The sequence below is a fragment of the Ruegeria sp. YTSA075 genome, from assembly GCF_059610245.1.
Genome location: NZ_JBXWNG010000010.1, coordinates 36662 through 62333 on the forward strand (window position 1 = coordinate 36662; position 25672 = coordinate 62333).

Consider the following 25672-nt stretch of genomic DNA (forward strand, 5'->3'; position numbering starts at 1 on the left):
TTATAGGCCCAAACGGGCAAGGACCAGTGCAATGACGATGTGGGTATTCGGGTATGGGTCGCTGTTGTGGAATCCGGGGTTTCCGGTGGCCCGCAGCGAGCTTGCAACACTGCACGGTTACGCGCGGTCCTTCTGCATGAGCTCGATCCATCATCGCGGCACCGAAGAACATCCGGGCCTTGTTCTGGCACTGGATGAACAGGCTCAGGCCCATTGCAAAGGGTTGGCTCTGGCCGTTGAGGCTGGCCATGAAGACCGCACGCTGCACGAATTGCGAGAACGCGAGCTGATCTCATCTGCCTATGTGGAACGGATGCTGGATGTGCATCTGGACAACGGGGATGTCGTCAATGCCGTCACCTACGTGATCGACGCACATCATGTGCAGTATTGCGGGGGAATGCCGCTGGAAGAGCAGGCCCAGATCATTGCCCATGCGATTGGCGGGCGAGGGCCAAACACCGAATATTTGTATAACACAACGGAACATCTGGCCGAGATCGGGCTGCATGACCCTGATCTTGAGTGGTTGTCGCAACGGGTGCGAAGCATCACCGCATAAATCCTTGGCGTCACCGGCGCAATTTCGCTAGTTTCGCAGCAGAGCAGGCAAAATCAGGAACCACGCGCATGGCGCAGGCACATCAGGGCGCGAGACCCCATTTCTCGCATCCCATTCGTCAGATCGTGATGATGCTGATGGCAATCGGTCTGGCCGCGCTGGGTGTGTTTCTGGCACTGCCCTATGTGCTACCGGTCTTCTTCGCCAACCCATATCTGAATGGCTTCATTCTGATGGTTTTTGTCATCGGTGTGTTTGCCTGTTTCTATCAGGTCACTCAGCTGATCGGGTCGGTCCGCTGGATTGAGGCGTTTGTTGGCGGTGTCGTGCGCGAAGATGCGCGCACGCCGCAACTGTTGGCGCCTTTGGCCTCACTGCTGCGCGAACGCGGCGCCCGGTCCCAGATCAGTTCGACCTCTACCCGGTCCATTCTGGATTCGGTCGCGGAACGGGTGGAAGAAGAACGCGAAATCACGCGTTACATCACCAATGTCCTGATCTACCTGGGCCTATTGGGAACCTTTTTTGGCCTTGCCACGACAGTCCCCGCGATCGTGGACACGATCCGCAGCCTGAACCCGCAAGAGGGTGAGGAAGGTCTGGCGGTGTTCAACCGACTGATGACGGGGCTTGAAGCGCAGTTGCAAGGCATGGGCGTTGCGTTTGGCTCTTCGCTGCTGGGCCTTGCCGGGTCGCTGATCGTGGGCCTGCTTGAGGTGTTCGCGGGCCACGGGCAGAACCGGTTCTATCGCGAGCTTGAAGAATGGCTGTCATCAATCACCCGTGTTGGGTTTGCCTCGGGCGAAGAAGGTGGTGCGGAAATCGCCGTACTGGCCCCGGTTCTGGATGCGATGTCCGAGCAGATGGATGCGTTGCAGGACCTGTTTTCAGCACAGGAACAAGACCGAGCCGATGTGTCGGGCAAGCTGGGGCAGCTGGTGAGTGCCATCGGTGAGATGAACCAGCGCCAGGCAGACAATGAGGGGATCACCGCTGCGTTGGAACGCGTGGCGCTTGGACAGGATGCGCTGCTGGATCACATGCGCGAACATGGTGCAGGTGAAGGCATTGATGCCGAAAGCCGGATGCGGTTGCGTTCCATGGATGTGCAATTGCTGCGCATTCTCGAAGAGATTTCGGCAGGTCGTCAGGAAAGCATGAATGAATTCCGCAAGGATATCGAATTGCTGGTTAAGGCGCTGACTCTCCCACGTGGTGCGGTGCGCAGCACGCACGAAGGAGAATAACACATGGCCCTGTCCCGGCGCACTGGTCAACGGTTCCAGGGCTCAGTCTGGCCCGGTTTCGTGGACGCGATGACGGGCCTGTTGATGGTGCTGACCTTTGTGCTGACCATTTTCATGGTTGTGCAGTTCGTGTTGCGTGAAACAATCTCTGGCCAAGAAGATGAGCTAACCGCGCTGGCGGATGAAGTGGCTGCTCTGGCGGGTGCTTTGGGTTTGGAAGAACGCGAAAACAGCCGATTGCAGGCCCGGTTGGGGGCTTTGAACGCAACCCTGACACAGGCCGAAGACGATCTGGCCCAAGCGCAGGGTCGGATCACCGATTTTGAAGCTCAGGTCGCGGCGCTGTTGGCCGATCAGGCCCAGGCGCAAGAAGATATCGCTGCATTGGAAGATCAGCGCGCATCTTTGAACCAGGCCCTGGCGCAAAGTCGCGCGGAAATTGACGCGCAGGCTGAGGCGGCGCGCCTTGCCGCTGCCCGCCGTGAAGCGCTGGAAGCTCTGGTTGCCGATCTGGAACAAACCGGAGCGGAGCGGGCTGCGCAGATTGCAGAACTGGAACAACAGCTGACCGAGGAAGAGGCCGCGCGCCTCGCTGAAGCCGCAGCAGCCGAGAACCTGCGCAATCGGTTGCAGGATGCCGATGCCGAATTGACGGCCATGACCCTTGCGCTGGAAGCGCAGCGCAAAGAGGCCGAGGAAACCCTGACATTGCTGGCCGCAGCGCGTGCCGCACGCGCGGAGCTGGAACGTCAGTTCGGTGATCTGGACACTGAAGAGCTTAGGGCGCAGCTAGAAGCCGCTTTGGAGGCCCAGACCGAAGCGCAGGCAGACGCCGCTGAACAGAGATCGCTGGTTGAACAACAAGCCGCGCTTCTTGATGTCGCGCGCGAGACGCTGTCGGCAGAGCAAGCGATTTCCGCCAAGGCACAGCGCGAGGCAGCATTGCTGAACCAGCAAATCGCAGCGCTGCGTGGTCAGTTGGGATCATTGCAGGCACTGTTGGATGATTACGAAGAACGCAACACCGCTGCAGAGATTCAGATCCAGACCCTGGGTCAGGATCTTAACGCCGCATTGGCACGCGCCGCCTCAGAGGAGCGCCGCCGCCGATTGCTGGAAGAGGCAGAGCGGATACGGCTTGAGGCCGAGGCCGAGGAACTGACGGATCAGAACCAGGAGCTGACGGCGCAGGCTGAAGACTTGCAACGCTATCGGTCTGAATTCTTTGGCCGGCTACGCGATGTTCTGGGCAATCAGGAAGGCGTGCGGATCGAAGGCGACCGGTTCGTGTTCTCGTCCGAAGTATTGTTCGACACAGGTTCGGCCGTGTTGTCGCCAGAAGGTAGACAAGAAGTGGCGAAGGTTGCTGCGATCCTGCGCACTGTGGCCGCAGAAATCCCTGAGAGTTTGAATTGGGTCATTCGGGTGGACGGGCACACCGACAATGTCCCGTTTGCCGGGTCGGGCCGGTATCGGGACAATTGGGAGTTAAGTCAGGGCCGCGCTCTGTCGGTGGTGCGTTATATGGTTGACGCTTTGGGTATCCCGCCGAACCGCCTTGCGGCCAACGGGTTTGGAGAGTTCCAGCCGGTAAACCAAGACAATACGCCACAAGCCCGCGCACAGAACCGTCGTATCGAGCTGAAGCTGACCGAAAGGTAGAGTTGTGGGCGCTGGATCACAAAATCGGGTCGCGCGCTATCTGATCCACCCCGAAGTTCTGATCGATCCTGAAATCAGTGTCCCAAACTGGTCACTGAGTGCGAGGGGACGTTTTGTCTGTTGGACACGGGGTGTCGGTATTTTGCTGTTTTGTGGGCTGTCTGGCGTGGCCATTGATCGGGCTTACGATCAACGCGCAGGCGGAGGGGGAATTGGTTTCAATTCGATCTGAATCAGATGATACCGCAGACGAGCTGGCGCCCGATGGAGGAGCTTTGGCAAAATACCTAAAGCGTTTCGGGCTTTGTCAGACTTATATGTGGCCAACTGTCCCGAAACTGCTAACGGCGTGGCAGGGCATTCGTGTCTCAAATGAAAGCCGAAACGCAGTAGGATCGACGTGTCGAGTGAAATTGTCCTAACGTGAAAAAGCCCGCTGTTTCGTCAGCGGGCTTTTTCGTTCAATTCTTCAGCTTATCTAGTCAGCTGTCAGCAAAGGAGGCTTGTCCCCTGGAATTCGCGGCTGATTAGGGCCCAGTATCTCAAGGTTCAGGTCACCTTTCTTGACTGAGACGCGCACCACACCGCCCTTGGCCAATTTGCCGAACAGCAGTTCTTCGGCCAGAGGCTTCTTAATGTGCTCCTGGATTACGCGGCCAAGCGGGCGGGCGCCCATCTTGTCGTCATATCCTTTGTCAGCCAGCCACTCAGCAGCCTTTGGAGTCAGGTCGATGGTCACGCCACGATCCAGCAATTGAGCTTCAAGCTGCAGCACGAATTTCTCGACCACTTGCAAGATGACCTCTTTCGGCAGCGGCGCGAAGGAGATCACAGCATCCAGACGGTTGCGGAATTCTGGCGTGAACATACGCTCGATCGCGGCGGTGTCTTCGCCTTCGCGCCGGTCACGTCCAAAGCCGATGGCGGCCTTGGCCTGTTCCTGCGCGCCTGCGTTCGAGGTCATGATCAGCACAACGTTGCGGAAATTCACCGTCCGGCCGTTATGGTCGGTCAGCTCACCGTGATCCATAACCTGCAGCAGGATGTTGAACACATCCGGATGCGCCTTTTCGATCTCGTCCAGCAGCAACACGCAATGCGGGTGCTGGTCGACGCCATCAGTCAACAGACCACCCTGATCGAACCCGACATAGCCCGGAGGTGCACCAATCAGGCGGCTGACGGCGTGTTTTTCCATGTATTCCGACATGTCAAACCGCAGAAGCTCTACACCCAGCGTATCGGCCAGCTGTTTTGCCACTTCGGTTTTACCCACACCGGTCGGACCAGCAAACAGGTAGTTGCCTATGGGCTTTTCGGGCTCACGCAGACCGGCGCGGGCCAGTTTGATGGCGCTGGACAGCGCTTCGATTGCCAGATCCTGCCCAAACACGACGCGTTTCAGCGAGGCTTCGAGATCTTTCAGAACCGCCGCATCGTCCTTCGTGACATTCTTTGGCGGGATGCGCGCAATCTTGGCCACCACAGCCTCAATCTCTTTGACGCCAATGGTCTTGCGACGCTTGCTTTCAGCAACGAGATGCTGAGCAGCACCTGCTTCGTCAATTACGTCGATGGCCTTGTCCGGCAGCTTGCGGTCGTTGATATAGCGCGCCGCCAATTCAACTGCAGTCTTGATTGCATCTGCGGTGTATTTGATGTCGTGATGCTCTTCGAAATACGGTTTCAGACCGCGCAGGATTTTGACGCTGTCTTCGACCGTCGGCTCGTTCACGTCGATCTTCTGGAACCGGCGGCTTAGCGCGCGGTCTTTTTCGAAATGCTGACGGAATTCCTTGTAGGTGGTCGAGCCCATGGTACGCAGCTTGCCACCCTGCAGCGCAGGTTTCAGCAGGTTGGACGCATCCATCGCGCCGCCCGAGGTCGCCCCGGCACCGATTACAGTGTGAATCTCGTCAATAAACAGCACCGCGTCAGGATGATCTTCCAGCTCGGTAACAACCGCTTTCAGGCGTTCTTCGAAGTCGCCTCGATAGCGTGTTCCGGCCAGCAGGGCCCCCATATCAAGCGAATAGATGGTGGTTTCGGAAAGCACGTCAGGCGCCTCACCGCCCACGATCTTGTGGGCCAGACCTTCGGCAATCGCAGTTTTGCCAACACCGGGATCGCCCACCAGAAGCGGGTTGTTCTTGCGACGACGGCACAGGACCTGGATGCAGCGTTCAACCTCATCCGAGCGCCCGATCAGCGGGTCCACATCGCCAGCCCGCGATTTGGCGTTCAGGTCGACGCAGTATTTTGCCAGCGCGCTTTCCTTTTGCTCGCCCTCGCCAGCGGTGGCCTGAACCTCTTCCTCAGCCTGATCGGCGCCGGAAACTGTGCGGCTTTCGCCATAAGCCGGATCCTTGGCGACACCATGCGCGATAAAGTTGACCGCGTCGTAACGCGTCATGTCCTGTTCCTGCAGGAAATAGGCAGCGTTGCTTTCGCGCTCGGCAAAGATGGCGACCAACACGTTGGCGCCGGTCACTTCGGTGCGGCCAGAGCTTTGAACGTGGATCGCGGCACGCTGGATCACGCGCTGGAAAGCAGCCGTTGGCACGGCCTCCGATCCATCGATATCGGTGACAAGGTTCGACAAATCTTCGTCGATAAACTCGACCAAAGTGCTGCGCAGCTCATCTAGATCGACGCTACAGGCTTTCATGACGCGGATCGCGTCAGGTTCTTCCAGAAGCGCCAGAAGCAGATGCTCCAGCGTTGCAAACTCGTGTCGCCGTTCATTCGCAGCCGCCAGGGCCGCGTGGATGGCTTGTTCTAATGTGCTCGAGAATGAAGGCACGCGGGTGCTCCTCTGTCTTGGGTCAGAAGGGGGCGGGCTGTCGGCCGGATCCCCATCCCAACCATGTCCTCATAGTATTAGAGTTTGGTTGATCGTGGCCCGGCTTCAAGGGTTTTCTTTCACTTGACAGTCACATTTATTGTGACAGTGGCCGTGAAGAGGGGGAAATAGGCATCAAAACCGGTCTTTTCTAGCCCTGATTTCGGTAAACACTTCCGCAGGATCAGCATCAGCCATCCCAAGATGCGCCTGAATCGCAGTATCTGCGGCGCGCAGAAACGGATTTGTCGCCTTTTCCAGCGCCAGAGTTGAGGGCACCGTTGGTTGCCCGGCATCCCGCATCCGTGCGATATCCACCACGCGCTGTTGCAATTCGGCGTTGTCAGGATCGACCGTGACGGCAAATTTGGCATTGGAGTGTGTATACTCGTGGCCCGAGCAGACGATTGTTTCGTCAGGCAGCGCCGCCAGTTTGCTGAGTGACGACCACATTTGTGCGGGTGTCCCCTCGAACAGACGGCCACAGCCCAAGGCCATCAGGCTATCTGCGGTGAAGACTGTTGCGCTGTCGGGCAGGTAAAATGCGATGTGACCGACTGTATGCCCTGAGACGTCCAGCACATCAACCGGTTCCCCCCCCAGTTCGAAACGGTCCCCTTCCGACACCTGTTGGTCCAGTGGCGGCAGGCGATGGGCATCTGCGGCCGCACCAATCACCTTCGCCGGGTGCTTTTCGAGAATGCCCGGCAGGCCATCGACATGATCCCAGTGGTGATGCGTCAGCAACACGTGGCTCAGTGTCCACCCGCGTCGGTCCAGCTCGGCCAGAATCGGGCCGGATTCGGGCGCGTCCACCAACGCGGTCTGGCCAGAGGCCGCATCATGCGCCAGAAAGGCGTAGTTATCGCTGAGACATGGGATAGTTACGATCTCAAGAGGCATGGCCTTTTGCCCTTTCGTTGCTAGACTGCGCCCAGCTAAGCCGATTGATCAGGTCACCGCAATGCATCTTGATGTGCAGGATCTCAGGAATTTTTACTACCGCAGCACTTTGGGGCGCGCGGCGCAGGGCGCTATTCGCGGTCGCCTGCTGGATCTGTGGCCCGAAGCCAAGGGGCAGACAGTTGCCGGTTTTGGCTTTGCGGTACCGCTCTTGCGGCCATACCTGAAGGATGCGCGCCGCGTAATCGGCCTGATGCCGGGGCCGCAGGGGGTGATGCCCTGGCCTGCCGGTATGCCAAACGTGTCGGTTCTGACGGAAGAAACCATGTGGCCGATTGAGACTGGTCATGTGGATAAGCTGGTGGTGATGCATGGGCTTGAGACATCGGAACGACCAAGCCAGTTGCTTGAAGAATGCTGGCGCGTGCTAGGTCCCGGGGGCAGGGCCTTTTTCGTGGTGCCGAACCGGGCGGGGCTATGGTCTCGGTCGGATAAAACCCCGTTTGGATATGGGCGACCTTATTCTGCGACACAGTTGGAAAATCAGCTGAAGGCGCATCATTTCGTGCCCGAAAATCACTGTTCCGCGTTGTATCTTCTGCCCTCGTTTCGAAAATACTGGCTGAAATCCGGCGGGCTGATTGAAAAAACTGGTCAGCGCTTGCCAACAATCATGGCGGGCGGCGTGTTGATGGTTGAGGTCAGCAAACACCTGCGGCCACCCAGCGGCAGCGTGACAAAAGATGCGGTGAGACGCCCGATCAAGGCATCCGACGGATTGCTTAGACCGGCCTGACATGTTGTCGTCTCCATGAGGCGGGTTCAGCAGCAAATCCGCTGCAAAAAGGCCGCAGGAATCGCAAAAACCTTCAGTTTCGAAACATTTTTGAAACGCTCTGATGGGTTCAAAGCGTCGCACTTTTTCTAACATGCTGAATCTAAACAGTTTGTGGATAAATTCATTGCCACTATATTATGTTGCTAGGTTGGTTCACCTCTGTTACATCCCCGGTGATTTTGATCCCCGCCCTTTAAGGACGGGGTTTCTTCACGCCCCCGGGGTGGCTGCGCGCGCGGTTTTCGGGGCCTAAAATATCGGAAGGGTGGACGTGTCCGAACCAGCTTCGATTTCCACAGGCATCGCCGAGCGCTATGCCACTGCGATCTTCGCGATCGCGAAAGAGAATAACGACCTTGCAGGTCTGGAAACCGGAATCAACGATCTGGCAGCAGCTTTGGGCGACAGCGCCGATTTGCGCGATCTGATCGCTTCGCCGCTGGTTTCCCGTACCGAGCAAGAGGGCGCGATTACCGCAATCGCTTCGAAAATGGGTCTGAACACCCTGCTCAGTAATACATTGGGCCTGATGGCACAGAAACGCCGCCTGTTTGTTGTACCGCAGCTGGTGCAGGTTCTGCGCGAGATGCTGGCTGAAGAGCGTGGCGAAGTGACCGCTGATGTTGCCTCGGCCAAAGCGCTGACCAAGACGCAGATGGAAAAACTGTCCAAGACGCTGTCCGAGCGTGTGGGCAAGACCGTGACTATCAATGCGACCGTGGATGAAAGCCTCATCGGCGGTCTTGTCGTTAAAGTGGGCTCGAAAATGATCGACAGTTCGATCCGTTCGAAGCTGAACTCCCTACAGAATGCAATGAAAGAGGTCGGATAAATGGGAATCCAAGCTGCAGAGATTTCTGCAATCCTGAAGGACCAGATCAAGAATTTTGGTCAGGAAGCCGAAGTGGCCGAAATCGGCCGCGTGCTGAGCGTCGGTGACGGGATTGCCCGTGTATACGGCCTGGACAACGTGCAAGCCGGTGAGATGGTTGAATTCCCCGGTGGCATCATGGGCATGGCGCTGAACCTGGAAAGCGACAACGTCGGTGTCGTTATCTTCGGCTCCGACCGTGACATCAAAGAAGGCGACACTGTTAAGCGCACCAACTCGATCGTGGACGTTCCGATCGGTGACGAGTTGCTGGGTCGCGTTGTTGATGGTCTGGGCAACCCGCTGGACGGCAAAGGCCCGATCAGCGCAACCAAGCGTGGCGTTGCAGACGTCAAAGCGCCCGGCATCATCCCGCGTAAATCGGTGCACGAGCCGATGGCAACCGGCCTGAAATCGGTTGACGCGATGATCCCGATTGGTCGTGGCCAGCGGGAACTGATCATTGGGGACCGTCAGACCGGTAAAACCGCCGTTGCGCTGGACACCATTCTGAACCAGAAGGTTTACAACGAAGCTGCTGGTGACGACGAGTCGAAGAAACTGTACTGCGTTTATGTTGCGGTTGGTCAGAAGCGTTCGACCGTTGCGCAGCTGGTGAAGAAACTGGAAGAATCCGGCGCGATTGAATACTCAATCGTTGTCGCCGCGACCGCGTCCGACCCGGCGCCGATGCAGTTCCTGGCGCCTTACGCCGCGACTGCGATGGCCGAGTACTTCCGTGACAATGGCCGTCACGCGCTGATCATCTACGATGACCTGTCAAAACAGGCTGTGTCCTATCGTCAAATGTCCCTGCTGCTGCGCCGCCCGCCGGGCCGCGAAGCGTATCCGGGTGACGTTTTCTATCTCCACTCCCGCCTGCTGGAGCGTTCGGCGAAGCTGAACGAAGATTTCGGCGCGGGCTCGCTGACCGCTCTGCCGGTTATCGAAACTCAGGGTGGTGACGTTTCGGCGTTTATTCCGACCAACGTGATCTCGATCACCGACGGTCAGATCTTCCTGGAAACCGAACTGTTCTACCAGGGTATCCGTCCTGCCGTGAACACCGGTCTGTCGGTTTCGCGTGTGGGCTCCTCGGCTCAGACTGACGCGATGAAGTCGGTTGCCGGTCCCGTGAAACTGGAGCTGGCTCAATACCGCGAAATGGCGGCCTTTGCGCAGTTTGGTTCGGACCTCGACGCCGCCACTCAGCAGTTGCTGAACCGTGGTGCGCGCCTGACCGAGCTGATGAAACAGCCGCAGTACTCGCCGCTGACCAACGCCGAGATCGTCTGCGTCATCTTTGCGGGCACTAACGGTTATCTCGACAAGATCGACGTCTCAGACGTTGGCCGCTATGAGGCCGGTCTGCTGGCGCATCTGCGTGGTAAGCATGCTGACCTGCTGAAGTGGATCACCGACGAAGATCCAAAGATCAAAGGTGAAGCGTCCGACAAGGTCAAAGCAGCGATCGACGAATACGCCGCGACCTTCGCTTGATAGGAGGTTCCGATGCCTAGTCTGAAGGACCTTAAAAACAGGATCGAGTCGGTCAAATCGACCCGCAAGATCACCAAGGCCATGCAGATGGTCGCGGCTGCAAAACTGCGCCGCGCCCAGGAATCTGCCGAAGCCTCGCGCCCCTATGCCGAACGGTTCAATGCCGTGATGGCGGGGCTGGCGGCGTCGGTCGGGGGCAGCGACAGCGCCCCCAAGCTGCTCCGTGGTACGGGCAGTGATGATGTCCATCTGCTGGTTGTTATGACAGCTGAACGCGGCCTGTGTGGTGGCTTCAACTCGAATATCGCCAAGCTGGCCCGCCAAAAGGCGGGCGAGCTGCGCGGCCAGGGCAAGACGGTCAAAGTTTTAACCGTCGGCAAGAAAGGCCGCGATGCGCTCAAGCGTGATTTTGGCGATCTGTTCGTTGGACATGTCGACCTGAGCGAGGTCAAACGCATTGGGTATTCCAACGCGCAGGACATTGCCAAGGACATCCTGTCCCGCTTTGACGGGGGTGAGTTTGATGTTGCGACGATCTTCTATTCGAAGTTCGTCAACGTTGTGACCCAAATTCCGACGGCACAGCAGGTCATTCCCGCCTCGTTCGAGGACGATGCGGCAGGTGACGACAGCGGTGCCATTTTCGATTACGAGCCCAGTGAAGAAGCCATTCTGGCCGACCTGCTGCCCAAGGGGGTTGCGACCGCGATCTTCTCGGCTCTGCTCGAAAACGGAGCGTCTGAACAGGGTGCACGGATGTCCGCGATGGACAACGCGACACGCAACGCGGGTGAGATGATCGACAAGCTGACGATCCAGTTCAACCGCTCACGTCAGGCCGTGATCACCAACGAGCTGATTGAAATTATTTCCGGCGCCGAAGCGCTGTAGAGACTAACCGGAGACGAAACATGGCGAATGCAAAAGGCAAAGTCACACAGATCATCGGGGCCGTCGTTGACGTGCAGTTCGATGACGCGCTGCCTGAAATTCTGAACGCGCTGGAAACCACCAACAACGGCAAGCGCCTGGTGTTGGAAGTTGCTCAGCACCTGGGTGAAAACACTGTCCGCACCATCGCGATGGACGCGACCGAAGGTCTGGTCCGTGGCGAAGTGGTCACCGACACCGGCGCACCGATCTCGGTTCCGGTTGGCAACGCCACCCTGGGCCGTATCCTGAACGTCGTCGGCGAGCCGATCGACGAAAAAGGTCCGGTTGAGGCAAGCGAAGCCCGCGCCATCCACCAGCCTGCGCCGACCTTCGCGGAACAGTCGACCGAGTCGGAAGTTCTGGTTACAGGCATCAAGGTTGTTGACCTGCTGGCCCCGTACGCCAAGGGCGGTAAGATCGGCCTGTTCGGCGGCGCTGGCGTAGGCAAAACCGTTCTGATCATGGAACTGATCAACAACATCGCAAAAGTGCACTCGGGCTTCTCGGTGTTCGCGGGTGTTGGTGAACGGACCCGTGAAGGCAACGACCTGTACCACGAGATGATCGAATCGAACGTGATCAAGCCTGACAATCTGTCGGAATCGCAGGTTGCGCTGGTTTACGGTCAGATGAACGAACCTCCGGGAGCACGTGCGCGTGTTGCTCTGACCGGTCTGACTCTGGCCGAGCAGTTCCGCGACCAGTCCGGTACCGACGTTCTGTTCTTCGTCGACAACATCTTCCGCTTCACACAGGCGGGCTCCGAGGTTTCGGCTCTGCTGGGTCGTATTCCTTCGGCTGTGGGCTACCAGCCCACACTGGCCACCGACATGGGCGCCTTGCAGGAACGCATTACCTCGACCAAGTCGGGCTCGATCACCTCGGTGCAGGCGATCTACGTGCCTGCGGACGACCTGACCGACCCCGCGCCGGCAACATCGTTTGCTCACCTGGATGCGACCACCGTTCTTAACCGTGCGATCTCGGAAAAGGGTATCTACCCGGCTGTTGACCCGCTCGACTCGTCCTCGCGTCTGTTGGACCCGGCCATCGTTGGTGAAGAGCACTACGCGGTTGCGACCGACGTTCAGCAGATTCTCCAGCGCTACAAGTCGTTGCAGGACATCATCGCCATCCTCGGCATGGACGAACTGTCGGAAGAAGACAAACTGACCGTTGCCCGTGCCCGTAAGATCGAGCGCTTCCTGTCGCAGCCGTTCGACGTCGCCGAAGTCTTCACCGGCAGCCCTGGCGTTCAGGTTCCTCTGGATGTCACCATCTCGTCGTTCAAGGCCGTTGTGGCCGGCGAATACGATCACCTGCCCGAAGCGGCCTTCCTGATGGTTGGCGGTATCGACGATGTGATCGCCAAAGCGGAGAAGATGGCCGCAGAAGCCGCCTAAGGAGTATCCTTGATGGCAAACACGATGCAATTCGACCTCGTCAGCCCCGAGCGGAGCCTTGCTTCGCTTGAGGCCAGCGCGGTCCAGATTCCCGGCGCAGACGGGGACATGACGGCGATGCCGGATCATGCCCCGACGATCACGACGCTGCGCCCCGGTCTGCTGAAGGTCGAGGCACCCGAAGGCACCAGCGAATACCTGGTCACCGGTGGGTTTGCCCAGATCAACGGCGACAGCCTGTCGGTATTGGCCGAAAAGGCCATCCCGGTCTCGGAAGTGACCCGGTCGCATCTGGATGAGATGATTGAAGAGGCGCGCGCCTCGCACGAGGCCGCCAAGGCCGGTGACGATCAGACCATCGTTGATGATGCCGCCAAGCTGCTGGCCGATATGGAAGCCCTTGGAACGCATATGAGCCTGTAACAGGTTCAACACGCAACACTTGAACGGCCTCGCTTTTGCGGGGCCGTTTTTTGTCGTGCTTTCGCCAAGAAGGCAGAGTAGGTTTCTGGAATTCAAGAACAATGATGACAGAATGAAGAAATTTCTAACCCATCCCATCGGCATCGATCAGGGCGAAGAGGTGCTGTTTTCCGAGTTCGCCGAAGGGGGCGACATGTGGACGGGCGAGGGCCCGCGCGAACGCCGATCTGCGATCCGGTTCACCGAAGCGTTCCGCTCTGCGCCAGTGGTTCAGGTCGGGATCTCGCTCTGGGATGTGGATACATCCTCCGCATTGCGCGCCGAAGTCAAAGCTGTGGATGTGACGCCCGAGGGGTTTACTGCGGTGTTTCGCACGTGGTCTGACACCCGGATCGCTCGCATTCGGGTGAGTTGGACAGCCTTCGGTGAGGTGGCGCATGCAGATGATTGGAACATATCCTGAGGTTCAGACGATGGTCAGACGCGAGCGTTCGTGATGAGTTTGGTAGCTGCGCGTCGAACACTCGTCCTTCTGCTGATCACGCTCGCTTTGACGACCGGCTACATCCTAACATTAGATCGAACGAATGAATCTTTGCCCACTTTGTTGCGAGGACTTCCTGTCAACTTCGTAAAAGCAGGGGATGAACTTCAAGCCCGCCTAGAGGTTGAGTTCACGCCGCCGTTTCCCGAAGAGGAACTGGTTCATCAGTTGCAGTTACAAGGTATTCCCATCGACCCCGAGAACCGATTTGCACGCGTCAGAAAAGGAGATTTTGCGTGCACTTACATCTGGGATATCTGGTGGCAATCCGAAGATGGTATGGTGAAAAGATTGGAAGCCCAGGTTGGGGCAATTTGCCTTTAGCCTAGAGCTACACCCGTGGCGTTTGACCGATGGCGATGACTAAGCGCTCAGTCTTCAATCATATCCACGCGAGTTGCATGTCGGCCGCCTTCGAATTCAGCATCCAGAAATGCATCTACGATGTCCAATGCCGTGCCTTCCCCCACGACACGCGCGCCGATGGATAGCATGTTGGCATTGTTGTGCTGACGGATCATGCGGGCCGAGAACGTGTCGGAACATACGCCACAGCGAATGCCTGGAACTTTGTTGGCGGCCATCATGATGCCTTGGCCGGTGCCACACAGCACAATTCCCAACTGACAGTCACCCGACGCTACGGCCTGTGCGGCGGCTTTGCCGTGCAGAGGGTAGTGCGTGCTTTCGGGCGTGGTTGGGCCGATATCCAGGACGTCCCAGCCTTGCCCAATGATGTGGGCTGCAACCGCCTGACGCAAATCAATGGCGGCGTGGTCACTGGAAAGGACGATACGTTTGGATGCAGTCATCTCAGCGGTTCCCTGTTCAATATCGGTGGTGTGGTCGGAATGTGCCCGACCCCACACTCAGTCCATGTGATAGAGCGACTCGTAGATCGGCGTCAGCGTCTTGTCTTCGAACAGTGATGACACGCTGGTGCCGTTCCAGATGTTCAGAATGGCCTGCGTAAAGATCGGCGCGGTGGGCACGATACGGATGTTCGGTGCTTTTACCACCTCGGGTCTCGGCTGGATCGTGTCGGTCAGCACAAGCGACTTCATCACCGAGTTCGTCACACGTTCAACCGCCGGGCCGCTCATGACGCCGTGGGTGATGTAGGAATGGACTTCCTTGGCGCCGTTGTCCAGCAGTACCTGCGCCGCCTTGCAGAGCGTTCCGGCGGTGTCGCACATGTCGTCTACGATCAGGCAGATCTTGTCCTTCACGTCCCCGATGACGGTCATTTCCGCCACTTCACCGGCTTTTTCGCGGCGTTTATCCACGATCGACAGTGGCGCGTTGATCCGTTTGGCCAATTCCCGTGCACGGGCCACGCCGCCGACATCGGGTGAGACCACCATGATCTCATCTAGGTTGTCCTTGAACTGGGTTTTCACATCCAGCGCAAAAATCGGCGAAGCATAGAGGTTGTCGACCGGGATATCAAAGAACCCCTGTATCTGGGCAGCGTGTAGATCCATGGTCAAAACACGCTCGATCCCGGCGCCGGTCAACATGTTTGCCACCAGCTTGGCACTGATCGGCGTGCGCGCCTTGGTGCGGCGATCCTGACGGGCATAGCCGAAATATGGGATGACGGCAGTGATCCGCTGGGCCGATGAACGCCGCAGCGCATCGGCGATGATCAGCAGCTCCATCAGGTTGTCATTGGCCGGGTTCGAGGTCGGTTGGACAATGAACATATCCTCGCCGCGCACATTTTCGAACACTTCGACGAAAATCTCGCCGTCATTGAACCGTTCAACCCGCGCATCGACCAGTCCCTGGTCAACACCACGATGCAAGCTCATGCGGCGTGCGATGGTTTCGGCAAGTGGAAGATTTGCGTTCCCAGCAATAAGCTTGGGTTCGTGAAGTGTCGGCATCGGCTGAGGTCCCCGGGCAGCTTTGGCAATGTGACAGATTCGTGATGTTGACACCGCTTAGCATGGCCTTACCGTCCCGCAAAGATAACCCAGCGGAGAAAGTGAACATGACCCGGATTGACTACTATTTTGCGACAATTTCGCCCTATAGCTACCTGGCAGGCACACGGCTGGAAGAGATCGCGGCAAAGCATGGCGCGGAGATCAATTACAAGCCACTGGATATCATAGCCTTGTTTGCGCGCACCGGAGGTACGCCGCCGAAAGACAGGCATATCTCTCGCATCGAGTACCGCGCGCAAGAGCTGCTGCGGCAGGCCAGAAATTTGGGTATGACGTTTAATCTGCAACCGGCGCATTGGCCCACGAATATGGCCCCATCTTCCTACGCAGTGATTGCCGCGATCAAGGACGGATCAGGCGATGTGGGCAAGCTGTGCCATTCGCTGCTGCGCGCCTGCTGGGCTGAAGAAAAGGACGTGGCACAGGATGATGTGATCCGTGCCTGTCTGGCTGACGCAGGGTTTTCCCCGGATTTGGCCGATAGCGGCTTGTTGCTTGGGGCTGAGACCTATACCGCCAATCTGGAAGAGGCCGTGGAGCGCGGTGTGTTTGGTGCCCCATTCTATATCACCGAGGACGATCAGCGGTTCTGGGGGCAGGATCGGCTAGCGGACCTGGAGCGACATCTGGCCGACCAACAAGGGTAGAAGATCAAGATGTCCGTAGCGCAAAACTTACATGTCAGCCACCTAGGCCAAGGCGACCGCAAGGTTCTGGCCCTGCATTGCACTATTGCCCATTCGGGCGTCTGGGCCGGTCTTGCTGCGGTGATGAATGGGCAGGCGAGTTTTGTTGCGCCGGATATGCTGTCGCACGGACGCAGCCCGGACTGGGACCGTCAGGGTGATCTGTTTGAACGTTTGACCGAGGCTACGCTTGAACATCTGACGGAACCTATGGATGTGATCGGCCATTCCTTTGGGGCGATGATCGCCTTGCGGCTTTCGGTGGAACATCCTGAACTGGTCCGCAGCGTTGTTCTGATCGAGCCGGTATTCTTTGCCGTAGCACAGCAGGCGGCGCCGGAACTGGTCGCAGAATATGCGCATGTCGCGCAACCCTATATGGATGCGATTGCAGCCGGGGATGAACCTTTGGCCGCCCGCCTGTTCAATCGCATGTGGACCGGGGGCGCCGGGCCGCACTGGGCCGACCTGCCCGAAGCTGCACGCGCTGGGATGGTGCGCGGTATTCATCTGGTGGGGGCAGTGGAAAACGCACTGCTCAACGACACTATGGGGCTGCTGGACCCTATCAGGATCGCGCAGGCCAAAATGCCGGTTCTTCTGCTGCACGGCTCGCAGACCCATAAGGTGATGGTTGCCATCAATAGTGGCTTGCAGACCCGCCTTCCAAAGGCCCAAAGCGCCGTGATCGAGGGAGCGGGGCATATGGGCCCCATCTCTCATCCACGCGAAACCGGTGCCGCAATCGCGGCGTTCTGGAGCGGATTGCCGTCATAAGTGTGACACCCTTCTAGCGCCGCCAGCGTTAGAGCAGCTCCAGAAACTGGTCGATCAGTTCGTCGCTGATGGACCAGTCACAGACCAGCCGGCAAGCCAGAATTTCCTCGTCGTCCGACCCATCCAGCTCAGCGCCCCACAGGTGATAGACGGCCCCAGCCTCATGCAGCTGTTTGTGTCGGGCCCGCGAGAACTGGGTAAAGATCATGTTCGCCTGTGGCTCGTGTAGGAACGAGGTATCCCTGGCGCGCAGCCCATCGGCCAGCCGGGCGGCGTTTGCATTGGCCTGACGTGCCAGTTTCAGCCACAGATCATCGTCCAGATAGGCAGCCATCTGGGCGGACAGATAGCGGTGTTTGGAAAACAGATGCGCCCCGCGTTTGCGGCGCAACTCAAACTCCCAGGCCTTGCTTTCGTCAAAGAAGACAACGGCCTCGACACCCAACAGACCGTTCTTGGTGCCGCCAAAGCTGACCGCATCGACGCCAGCTTTCCATGTCATTTCGGCTGGTGAACAGTTCAATGCAACCAAAGCGTTGGAAAAACGTGCGCCGTCCAGATGCACAGGTAGCTCGAATTCCTTGGCCACGGTACAGAGCGCTTGCAACTCTTCCAGCGTGTAGACCGATCCGCGTTCGGTCACCTGCGTGATCGATACGGGCCCGCGCTGCGGTCCGTGAACGCCGCGTGTTTCCTCTCCAAGGATCGACCCCCGCAACGCTTCGGGCGTCATCTTGTCACCGCCCGGAACAAGCGTCAGTTTGGCTCCGCTGTAGAATTCGGGCGCGTTGCACTCATCTTCGTGAATGTGGGCAACTGGCGAGCAAAAGATCGTCTCCCAAGGGTTGGACAAGGTAGCCAGAGCCAGCGAATTCGCCGCCGTCCCGGTTGCCACCAGGTAGACCGCCGCGTTTGGTGCCTCAAAGATATCGCGAATGCGTGCGCGTACCTCATCCATCATCGTGTCCGCCCCATAGGCCATCTGATAGCCCTGATTGGCTTCAGCCAGTTTGGCCAGAATATTGGGATGGACCGGGCCGGAATTGTCAGAGGCAAAGAACATCAGATGGGCTCCTCAATAATGTGGTCTTCCCACTCTTCCATGGGGGTTTCAAACTCGGAAACGGTGCGCCCCTGAACGGAAACGCCGGCCGCATGCACGCTGTCCGGCGTGCCGGATATCAGCGGGTGCCAATCGTACAACCGCTTGCCTTCCCAGAGCAGACGATAGGCGCAGGTTTGCGGCAGCCAATAGGCGTGATCGTCGATGTTGTCGGGCGTCATGACGATACATTCGGGCACAAATTGATGTCGGATATCATATTGCGTGCACCGGCAGCTTTCGTCATCCAGCAATCGGCAAGCCACGCAGGTCAGGGCAACCTCGCCACTGTCCTCGTCCTCCAGCTTGTTTAGGCAACATTTGCCGCAGCCGTCGCACAAAGCCTCCCACTCGCGCTGGTTCATCTTGCGCAGGGGTTTGCGTTCCCAGAACCGGGCAGGCAAGCCTGTGCGTTCAATCGGGTCCGCGCTCATAGGCCGCCCAGAATACTGCGCGCTTGTTCGCAATCCGCATCCATTTGCGCGATCAAAGCGTCCAGCCCGTCAAAGGTCAGTTCCGGGCGCAGAAAATCGATCAGACCCACCGACAAGGTCGCGCCATATAGATCGCCGGAAAAGTCGAAAAGGAAGGTTTCGATATTGGGCACTTCACCGTTAAACATGGGCCGCACCCCGACCGAGGCCGCACCGTGATAGCTGCCTTTATGCGGGCCATCCAACACATCGACCAATACGGCATAGACTCCGAATTTCGGTGGGTGCAGCCCTTCGATGGACATATTGGCCGTGGGAAAACCCAGCTCACGTCCACGCTGCTCACCGCCGATCACTTCGCCTTCGATCCGGTGCCAATGGCCCAGCATAGCAGCGACGTCCCGTGGCTTGCCTTCACTGAGCGCAGTTCGGATCGCGGTCGAGGACACCACATTGTCAGAGCGCTCCATCAGCGGTGCGATCGTCACGCCAAATCCCATATCCTGCCCAAAGCGGATCAGATCATCTGCCGTTCCGCTGCGCCCTTTGCCAAAACAGAAGTCGGCGCCGACAACTACATGCGACAGGCCGAGGCCATCGCAGATCACATTGCGGGCGAACTCCACAGGCGACAGACCTGCAAGTGCGGCGTTGAAGGGCAGTTCATACAGTTTTTCGACGCCCAGCTTTTCCAACCGGTGCGCCCGTGCATTCCCACGCATCAGCCGAAAGGGCTGTGTGTCGGGTGCAAAATACTCACGCGGATGCGGCTCGAACGTCAAAACACCCAGCGGTGCATCAGGGGCCGCGTTGCGGGCCAGCGCGATGACCGACTGATGCCCAAGGTGCACGCCATCAAAGTTCCCGATCGCCACGCTGGCGCCGCGATCTTCTGGCTCAACAAACTGGAAGTCTCGGATGATCTGCATGCGAAGTGGGTACTGTTCATCCCAGCTATGTTCAAGCACCTCATCCGAGTGGGTGAAAAATTCCTGGCTGCAATACCGCCGGCGTTACTGCTCGGGCAGAGAGCCAAAGCGTTTTCCATCGCTCTGGAACGCAATCGGCGACGGATCGGTATCGGTTGAACGCTGATCAGTCGAATTTTCGCGATGGGGCCAGTACCATCGCCTCGCCGATCAGAACCTTTTTGCCATCGACCGAGCAATGGCAGTCCAGCTTGACGCGGCGTTTGGCAAATTCGATGTCGATCACTTTGACCTCGGCATAGACCATGTCGCCGGGGCGCACTGGTGCCAGGAATTTCAGCGACTGGCCCATATAAACTGTGCCATGGCCCGGCAGCTGCTCGCCAATCACGGCCGAGATCAGACCCGCCGTCAGCATCCCATGGGCAATCCGGCCCTCAAAGATCGTATCGCGCGCATAGTCATCATCCAGATGCACCGGGTTCCGGTCGGTGGACACCTGAGCAAACATCTCGATATCTTCGTCTGTCACCACTTTGCGCAGGTGACGGGTCATGCCCATTTCGATGTCTTCGATACAGATCGTTCCGCGTGGAAGATTATCCAACATGTTGCCCTCACTCGACATCGACCGTGAAACAAAAATCCACTGATCGCCCTAAGATGGCAACTTTATTACTTCGCAGATGCAGAAAATCAAGCCCAAAATTTCTATCTCAAACGGCCAATCGTGTAGGTTGGGTTGATCTTTTCTTTTTGAATATAGCCAGTTAGGGATTCTTCGTGCGGATGATGTGTTGTTTTCGTTTCAGCTGCGGCCAAACCGCCCGAGATAAACAGTGTATCGATTCCCTCACCCATGCCGCCCAGAATGTCGGTGTGCGGGCCATCACCAATGGCCAGGATGTCTCCATCCGAGATGTCTGCGCCCAGTTCCTGTAGCCTGCGACGGGCCAAATCGTAGATAGGGGGATGAGGTTTACCGAAATAGAGGCTTTCGCCTCCCATTTCAGCGTAAAGCTTAGCCAGGGCCCCGGCACACCATTCGCGCACCTCACCCCGATCCACCACGATATCTGGGTTCGCGCAGAGCAGTTTCATTCCCATTTGCTTGGCATATAGGAAATCCGCGCGGTTCACATCCGGGTCCGCCATGGGCTCAAAGGGCCCGCAACATACGATCCCTTCAGCCTGATCCAGCGGAACGCGGTCGATATGGATCGGATGATTCAACAGTTTCAACGGTTCGAAAAAACCAGCGTCGCGTTCCCATTCTCCCATGAAATAGACCTTGTGCCCAACAACACCGCGGAACATGGCAGACCGGGCAGAATCTCCGCTGGTCGCGATGGTGTCATAGGCATCGTCTGGCACGTTGAACTGCGCCAATTGCGAGGCAACCCCGGCCCGTGGTTTGGGCGAGTTGGTTACCAGAACGACCAAACCGCCCGCCGCGCGATAGGATTGCAACGCAGCCACCGCTTCGGGAAACGCCGTAATACCGTTGTGGACGCATCCCCAGAGGTCGACAAACAGCGCCTTGTAACGGTCCGAAATCTCGGTCAGTGAGGAGATAATCTGGGTCATAGGCTCTCTTTCAGCGATGGGGCGCGGGTTGCCTAGGCTATGGCAGACGGAAACAGGTTTTGCCAGAGGGGGGCGCTGCCCCCGCCGCCCTTTGGGCGACTCCCCCCGGGATACTTGCGGCCAGATGAAGCAGGGATCCAATCTTCATCTGGCTCTAAATATCCCGGAGCGCGAGGCAGAGCCTCGCAAAAAGAAGAAAGGCGCCCAATTGAGCGCCTTGGTATCTCAGGTTGTCTGCGATCAAACTTTCAGATTTGGGATGATCTGCTTTTTGCGACTCATGACGCCGGGCAAGACCACGATGTCTCCTTCAACGGCAGCGTCAAAGCTCTTTTCGGCAACGCTTTTGACCAGATCGTTGGGCACCAGCAAGGTGGCTTCTTCGTTCAGAATGTCGACGACGAACAGTAGCACCTGATCCACGCCGTCTTCCTTGGCGACGTCTACCATCGAGATGGCCAGGTTGTCTTTGCGATCCAGCACAACGCCAGGCGCTGTGGTTTCCAGAACCGAGACGCGGAACTTGGTGCCGTCCACTTCGTATTCCTTGCTGTCCATGCGGATCAGTTCGGCGTCCGAGAAAGACGAAACATCCGATTTCGCTGCGAACATATCGGCGGCATAGGCTGAGACATCCAAGCCCAGTTCAGCGGCCAGTTTCTCGGCTACGGCGCGGTCATGCGCTGTGGTAGTGGGCGAGCGAAATTCCAGTGTGTCCGACAGGATGCAGGTGAGCGCCACGCCTTTGACAGCGTCAGGCATCTTGGCCGTGTCGTCACCGATCAGGTCGATCATGATAGTTGCTGTGCAGGCGAGCGGGCGCACAGTGATGTCGATCGGGCCTTTGGTCTCCAGACCGCCAACCAGCTTATGGTGGTCGATGATGGCGCGGATATCGGCGTTATTGACGCTGGCGGGCAGCTCGGCCGGGTTGTTGGTGTCGACGACGACAACCGGTGCGTCTGCATCCACATCCGTGATGATGCGGGGTTTTGGAAGATCCCAACGCTGCAACATAAAGGCGGCCTCGGTGTTGGGTTCACCCAGCAGGACGGGCTCGGCCGATTCGCCTTTGATTTCGTTCAGGTACCAGGACCATAGGATCGGCGAGCCTGTGGAATCGGTGTCCGGAGATTTGTGACCAAATACGAGGGTTGTCATGACAGTATCCTGAGGATTGCAATTTGCGCGCCTTATAGGTTGGTCCAAACGAAATGTCACCAACAGCTTCGCGCATGCGACGGTTCGTCTGATGCGACTTGGGCCATGACAAAATGGCTAGAAGGGTGCAGGGTTCAGCGTGTATCCGGCCTGTTCCAGCAGGGCCAGCAACCCAAAATCATCGCCCAGATGGCCGGCGCCCACCGCGATCACGGCGGTCTGGTTCTGAATATTCAGGATGTGCTCCATCCAGTTGGCATTGCGTTGTACCAGCATCTTCTGCTCGAACCGGTCCCATTCCACAGCGTATTCGCTTTCAGACAGTCCCGACGCCTCAAGCCCCTGCAACCGCGCAAGTTGCAGGATTTGGGCGTGCTTTTCTTCCAGATAGGCGTTGGCCACCGTGGTCAGGTGATTGGCGTCGCTTTTTAGCGCACCGGTCATCCGCACCAGTGACTCTACCTGCTCTTGCATTGGAAGATCATCAAACAAGGTCATCAGGTCTTCGACCCGTTCAAGTGAATGCTGCGGGATGTCATTGGCTTCGGCCAGATCGGTCAGCCTGGCATCCATCCCGTATTTCGCATCCGGGTTCTGCATCAGGCAGGGTGGAATGCCCAGCATCATGCTCAGAAACCAGGGGCGCATTTTCGCCGCCATCCAGCTGGGAATGCCCCGTTCTGCCAGTGTATCGGATAGCTTGGCCCAGTCTTCGGCGCTCATCAGATCGATCAGCGTGGGCCCCGAAGTGATCATGACCGGGCTGAGATCCTGTGCGAGACCTTGTTCAAACGCCTTCATCTCGGCCTGAGTGACCTCGAAGTAAAAGGCGTCGGCTTGGCTCAGCGCAGGGGTCAGGCGTTCAACCACCGCATCCATGCGGGGATCATTGGTATGGAGCGTTCCGATCAGGTGCAGCGTGGTGTCCCCTTTGCGGGCGATCCAATGGTTGCCTTCCGAATAGGGAATGTCGGCGAGGGCTTGCTCCAGACTGTCTTGCTGAGCCTGCGACATTTGCGGGCGCAGGTCATGCCCTTCACAGTTGGCATGTACCGTGGCGGGCAGCAGCATAAATCCGATCAAGGCCAACAGGCGCATGCGTGATCCTCCGGGATGGGTCAGGCAAGGACTTAGTCATCCAAATGCAGCATATTCAAGGCGGCGCATCTGGTATTTTTGTTGGAAACCCATAGCATCGAGTCATGGAGCGCGAACAGGATCTATACCCCCCGATCAAAGCGTTGTTAGAGCGTCAGGGTTATACCGTGAAAGGCGAGGTGGGCCCGGCGGATATCATGGCGGTGCGCGGCGGATCTGACCCCGTGATTGTCGAGCTTAAACTGCGGTTCTCGCTGGCCTTGTTTCATCAGGCCATTGCGCGGCTAAAGATCACCGACCAGGTGTATCTGGGGGTCAGCAAACCGACAGGGCGCGCGGCCAGACGCGCGCTGCGCGACAATCTGGCGATGTGCCGCCGGTTGGGCTTGGGGCTGATCACTGTTCGTGCTGATGGCGCGGTCGAAGTGCAGTGTGATCCCGGGCCCTACGCACCGCGAAAGAACAAGGTCAAAGCAGCGCGCATGCTGCGGGAATTTGATCGACTGGAAGGTGATCCCAACGCCGGAGGTGCAACTCGGCACGGGATCGTCACAGCCTATCGGCAGGATGCACTAAAATGCGCCGCGCATCTGGCAGAGCACGGCGCCACCAAAGGTTCTGAGGTTGCGGCTGCAACCGGTGTTTCTGTCGCCACACGCTTGATGCGTGAAAACCACTATGGCTGGTTCGATAAGGTTGAGACAGGTGTTTATGTCCTGTCCTCTGCGGGTGAAGAGGGGCTGAAGCACTGGGCCTATAGCTGGGAGGATGCAGATGAAACCTAGCCGCGCAGATTGGCTTGCTCACTCAGGGTGCGCTTCGATCTCGGCGATTATTGCGCGGCCAATATCGGAAATCACAGCGTTGCGTTTTGCAAAGGATGCGCTTGTTTCGGTGAGATAGATAGCCGCCAGATAGGTGCGTGATTCTGGTGTTTGCAGAAAAGCGATGATCGCGCGGTTACCATGGCCACCAGCGCCGGTCTTGTTACCGATTGTCCACCCTTCTGGTACGTGAGGGCGGATGAGTTCGTCGGCGACCTGATCTTCGATCATCCATTGCCTGAGTTGAGCGGCGGAGGCTGGTGAAAGGCGCATGCCAAACAGTAGCCGTTCCAACGTCTCCAAAATCGCTCGCGGCGTTGTTGTATCGCGTGGATCACCCGGTGTGGCTTGGTTCAGCGCTGTTTCCCATCGATCAAGGCGGGTGATGGTGTCGCCTGTTGTGCGCAGAAAGCTGGTTAGGTCGCTGGGCCCGCCCACTTGCTGCAACAACAGGTTGGCCGCGGTGTTGTCGCTGATCGTGATGGTTGCTTTGCACAGGTCCTGCACGGTCATGCCGGATTCCACATGTTTACTGGTGACGGGCGAGTAGTCGACAAGGACAGATGATTGATAGGTAATGCGTTCCGATAACGCCTGGGTCCCTGCATCGACCCTTGCCAGAACCGCGCCGCATAAAAGAGGCTTGAACGTGCTGGACATCGCAAACCTTTCATCCGCGCGATAGGCAACCTCCCACCCGCTGTCGACCTCATAGAGCAATACACCAATCCGTGCGCTAAGTTCGCGCTCCAATGTCTTGACTGTGTCAGTCAGACTCTGCGCTTGAACCGGTGTAGTCGATCCCGCCATCAGAGAAATCAAAAGGAATAGACCGATGGCAAAGGAATGATATCTACACATTGGATTCTCTCCGACTAAACGTGGCCGCGGCGAGAGTATTCGGCTGGAGACCACAGTAAACCGCTTGGCCCGTAGAATTCGGCAAAAAATATCACGGCAACTTGTTGACTCGCTTCTTGCGACCCCCTAGCTATGCGTCGTTATCACTCTACGACCCTGAGTGCTAACGCCTCACCGATGGGTGAGGGGAGGATAGATAACTTTGAGCCCAAGGAGCTGCAAAGATGGCATTGAAACCGCTTCATGACCGTGTGCTGGTTCGCCGTACCGAAAGCGAAGAGAAAACCGCAGGCGGCCTGATCATTCCCGACAGCGCAAAAGAAAAGCCCAGCGAAGGCGAAGTCGTTGCGACCGGCGAAGGCGCCCGCAAAGACAGCGGCGAGTTGATCGCAATGGCTGTGAAAGCTGGCGACAAGATCCTGTTCGGCAAATGGTCCGGCACCGAGGTTCAGGTCGACGGCGAAGAGCTGCTGATGATGAAAGAAAGCGACATCATGGGGATCATCGAGTAAGCCGCGCGCTTCACTCTGATC

The 25672-nt window shown here is 57.8% G+C and carries 27 protein-coding genes; 15 read left to right on the forward strand and 12 right to left on the reverse strand.

Features of this window, described 5'->3' with window-relative positions; all coding sequences use genetic code 11:
* The first annotated feature begins 31 nt into the window (after positions 1-31).
* The 3 genes from AC2FGE_RS16220 (at position 32) to AC2FGE_RS16230 (ending at position 3471) form a co-directional block, all read left to right on the forward strand.
* On the forward strand, positions 32-562 hold the full coding sequence (locus tag AC2FGE_RS16220; RefSeq protein ID WP_496820274.1) for a gamma-glutamylcyclotransferase: 531 nt from the start codon (positions 32-34) through the stop codon (positions 560-562).
* A 68-nt stretch (positions 563-630) separates the two neighbouring features.
* On the forward strand, positions 631-1809 hold the full coding sequence (locus tag AC2FGE_RS16225; protein ID WP_496820275.1) for a biopolymer transporter ExbB: 1179 nt from the start codon (positions 631-633) through the stop codon (positions 1807-1809).
* A gap of 3 nt (positions 1810-1812) precedes the next feature.
* Entirely contained in the window at positions 1813-3471 is a 1659-nt protein-coding gene (locus tag AC2FGE_RS16230; protein WP_496820276.1) for a peptidoglycan -binding protein, read from the forward strand.
* Positions 3472-3949: 478 nt separating this feature from the next.
* Here the strand turns inward: AC2FGE_RS16230 and clpA are convergent, their stop codons facing one another.
* Together clpA and gloB are read right to left on the reverse strand one after the other, a co-directional pair.
* Entirely contained in the window at positions 3950-6274 is a 2325-nt protein-coding gene (clpA, locus tag AC2FGE_RS16235; RefSeq protein ID WP_496820277.1) for an ATP-dependent Clp protease ATP-binding subunit ClpA, read from the reverse strand.
* A gap of 174 nt (positions 6275-6448) precedes the next feature.
* Positions 6449-7216, reverse strand: a complete 768-nt coding sequence (gloB, locus tag AC2FGE_RS16240; protein WP_496820278.1) for a hydroxyacylglutathione hydrolase — start codon at positions 7214-7216, stop codon at positions 6449-6451.
* Positions 7217-7277: 61 nt separating this feature from the next.
* Between gloB and AC2FGE_RS16245 the strand changes: the two genes are divergently transcribed.
* The 8 genes from AC2FGE_RS16245 (at position 7278) to AC2FGE_RS16280 (ending at position 14052) form a co-directional block, all read left to right on the forward strand.
* Positions 7278-8012 (forward strand): class I SAM-dependent methyltransferase, encoded by a 735-nt coding sequence (locus tag AC2FGE_RS16245; protein WP_496820279.1) that lies wholly within the window; start codon positions 7278-7280, stop codon positions 8010-8012.
* A 313-nt stretch (positions 8013-8325) separates the two neighbouring features.
* Positions 8326-8886 (forward strand): F0F1 ATP synthase subunit delta, encoded by a 561-nt coding sequence (locus AC2FGE_RS16250; RefSeq protein ID WP_496820280.1) that lies wholly within the window; start codon positions 8326-8328, stop codon positions 8884-8886.
* On the forward strand, positions 8887-10425 hold the full coding sequence (gene atpA / locus AC2FGE_RS16255; RefSeq protein WP_496820281.1) for a F0F1 ATP synthase subunit alpha: 1539 nt from the start codon (positions 8887-8889) through the stop codon (positions 10423-10425).
* Positions 10426-10437: 12 nt separating this feature from the next.
* Complete coding sequence (locus AC2FGE_RS16260) at positions 10438-11316, forward strand: F0F1 ATP synthase subunit gamma (protein ID WP_496820282.1); 879 nt, start codon at positions 10438-10440, stop codon at positions 11314-11316.
* A 20-nt stretch (positions 11317-11336) separates the two neighbouring features.
* A complete protein-coding gene (atpD, locus tag AC2FGE_RS16265; protein ID WP_496820283.1) occupies positions 11337-12761 on the forward strand; it encodes a F0F1 ATP synthase subunit beta in 1425 nt (474 codons plus the stop codon).
* A 12-nt stretch (positions 12762-12773) separates the two neighbouring features.
* Positions 12774-13184, forward strand: coding sequence for a F0F1 ATP synthase subunit epsilon (locus AC2FGE_RS16270; RefSeq protein ID WP_170536213.1), 411 nt, complete (start codon positions 12774-12776; stop codon positions 13182-13184).
* 112 nt (positions 13185-13296) lie between these two features.
* Positions 13297-13647: an H-type lectin domain-containing protein gene (locus AC2FGE_RS16275; protein ID WP_496820284.1), complete on the forward strand. Its 351-nt coding sequence runs from the start codon at positions 13297-13299 to the stop codon at positions 13645-13647.
* Between the two features lie 33 nt (positions 13648-13680).
* Positions 13681-14052 (forward strand): hypothetical protein, encoded by a 372-nt coding sequence (locus tag AC2FGE_RS16280; RefSeq protein ID WP_496820285.1) that lies wholly within the window; start codon positions 13681-13683, stop codon positions 14050-14052.
* Between the two features lie 47 nt (positions 14053-14099).
* Here the strand turns inward: AC2FGE_RS16280 and rpiB are convergent, their stop codons facing one another.
* The gene (rpiB, locus tag AC2FGE_RS16285) at positions 14100-14540 is read right to left on the reverse strand and encodes a ribose 5-phosphate isomerase B (RefSeq protein WP_496820286.1); all 441 of its coding nucleotides are present in this window, start codon (positions 14538-14540) and stop codon (positions 14100-14102) included.
* A 57-nt stretch (positions 14541-14597) separates the two neighbouring features.
* Positions 14598-15617, reverse strand: a complete 1020-nt coding sequence (locus AC2FGE_RS16290) for a ribose-phosphate pyrophosphokinase (RefSeq protein ID WP_496820287.1) — start codon at positions 15615-15617, stop codon at positions 14598-14600.
* Positions 15618-15724: 107 nt separating this feature from the next.
* Here AC2FGE_RS16290 and AC2FGE_RS16295 point away from each other — a divergent pair, with 107 nt between their 5' ends.
* The gene (locus AC2FGE_RS16295) at positions 15725-16327 is read left to right on the forward strand and encodes a 2-hydroxychromene-2-carboxylate isomerase (protein ID WP_496820288.1); all 603 of its coding nucleotides are present in this window, start codon (positions 15725-15727) and stop codon (positions 16325-16327) included.
* A 9-nt stretch (positions 16328-16336) separates the two neighbouring features.
* A complete protein-coding gene (locus AC2FGE_RS16300) occupies positions 16337-17143 on the forward strand; it encodes an alpha/beta fold hydrolase (protein WP_496820289.1) in 807 nt (268 codons plus the stop codon).
* Positions 17144-17171: 28 nt separating this feature from the next.
* On the opposite strand, the gene AC2FGE_RS16305 is transcribed toward AC2FGE_RS16300, so the two are convergent.
* The 7 genes from AC2FGE_RS16305 to AC2FGE_RS16335 form a co-directional block, all read right to left on the reverse strand.
* The gene (locus tag AC2FGE_RS16305; protein WP_496820290.1) at positions 17172-18206 is read right to left on the reverse strand and encodes a threonine aldolase family protein; all 1035 of its coding nucleotides are present in this window, start codon (positions 18204-18206) and stop codon (positions 17172-17174) included.
* On the reverse strand, positions 18206-18679 hold the full coding sequence (locus AC2FGE_RS16310; protein WP_496820291.1) for a YcgN family cysteine cluster protein: 474 nt from the start codon (positions 18677-18679) through the stop codon (positions 18206-18208). Before AC2FGE_RS16310 ends, AC2FGE_RS16305 begins: the two co-directional genes overlap by 1 nt.
* Positions 18676-19608, reverse strand: a complete 933-nt coding sequence (locus AC2FGE_RS16315; protein WP_496820292.1) for a bifunctional riboflavin kinase/FAD synthetase — start codon at positions 19606-19608, stop codon at positions 18676-18678. Before AC2FGE_RS16315 ends, AC2FGE_RS16310 begins: the two co-directional genes overlap by 4 nt.
* Before the next feature lie 166 nt (positions 19609-19774).
* On the reverse strand, positions 19775-20218 hold the full coding sequence (locus AC2FGE_RS16320; protein ID WP_496820293.1) for a MaoC family dehydratase: 444 nt from the start codon (positions 20216-20218) through the stop codon (positions 19775-19777).
* 101 nt (positions 20219-20319) lie between these two features.
* Entirely contained in the window at positions 20320-21195 is an 876-nt protein-coding gene (locus AC2FGE_RS16325) for a TIGR01459 family HAD-type hydrolase (RefSeq protein WP_496820294.1), read from the reverse strand.
* A 240-nt stretch (positions 21196-21435) separates the two neighbouring features.
* A complete protein-coding gene (locus AC2FGE_RS16330; protein ID WP_496820295.1) occupies positions 21436-22356 on the reverse strand; it encodes a manganese-dependent inorganic pyrophosphatase in 921 nt (306 codons plus the stop codon).
* A gap of 117 nt (positions 22357-22473) precedes the next feature.
* On the reverse strand, positions 22474-23454 hold the full coding sequence (locus tag AC2FGE_RS16335) for a TraB/GumN family protein (RefSeq protein WP_496820297.1): 981 nt from the start codon (positions 23452-23454) through the stop codon (positions 22474-22476).
* Between the two features lie 104 nt (positions 23455-23558).
* Between AC2FGE_RS16335 and AC2FGE_RS16340 the strand changes: the two genes are divergently transcribed.
* Complete coding sequence (locus AC2FGE_RS16340) at positions 23559-24239, forward strand: DUF2161 domain-containing phosphodiesterase (RefSeq protein ID WP_496820299.1); 681 nt, start codon at positions 23559-23561, stop codon at positions 24237-24239.
* An 18-nt stretch (positions 24240-24257) separates the two neighbouring features.
* On the opposite strand, the gene bla is transcribed toward AC2FGE_RS16340, so the two are convergent.
* Complete coding sequence (gene bla, locus AC2FGE_RS16345) at positions 24258-25139, reverse strand: class A beta-lactamase (RefSeq protein ID WP_496820300.1); 882 nt, start codon at positions 25137-25139, stop codon at positions 24258-24260.
* A gap of 224 nt (positions 25140-25363) precedes the next feature.
* Between bla and groES the strand changes: the two genes are divergently transcribed.
* The gene (gene groES, locus AC2FGE_RS16350) at positions 25364-25651 is read left to right on the forward strand and encodes a co-chaperone GroES (protein WP_170352338.1); all 288 of its coding nucleotides are present in this window, start codon (positions 25364-25366) and stop codon (positions 25649-25651) included.
* Positions 25652-25672 lie beyond the last annotated feature (21 nt).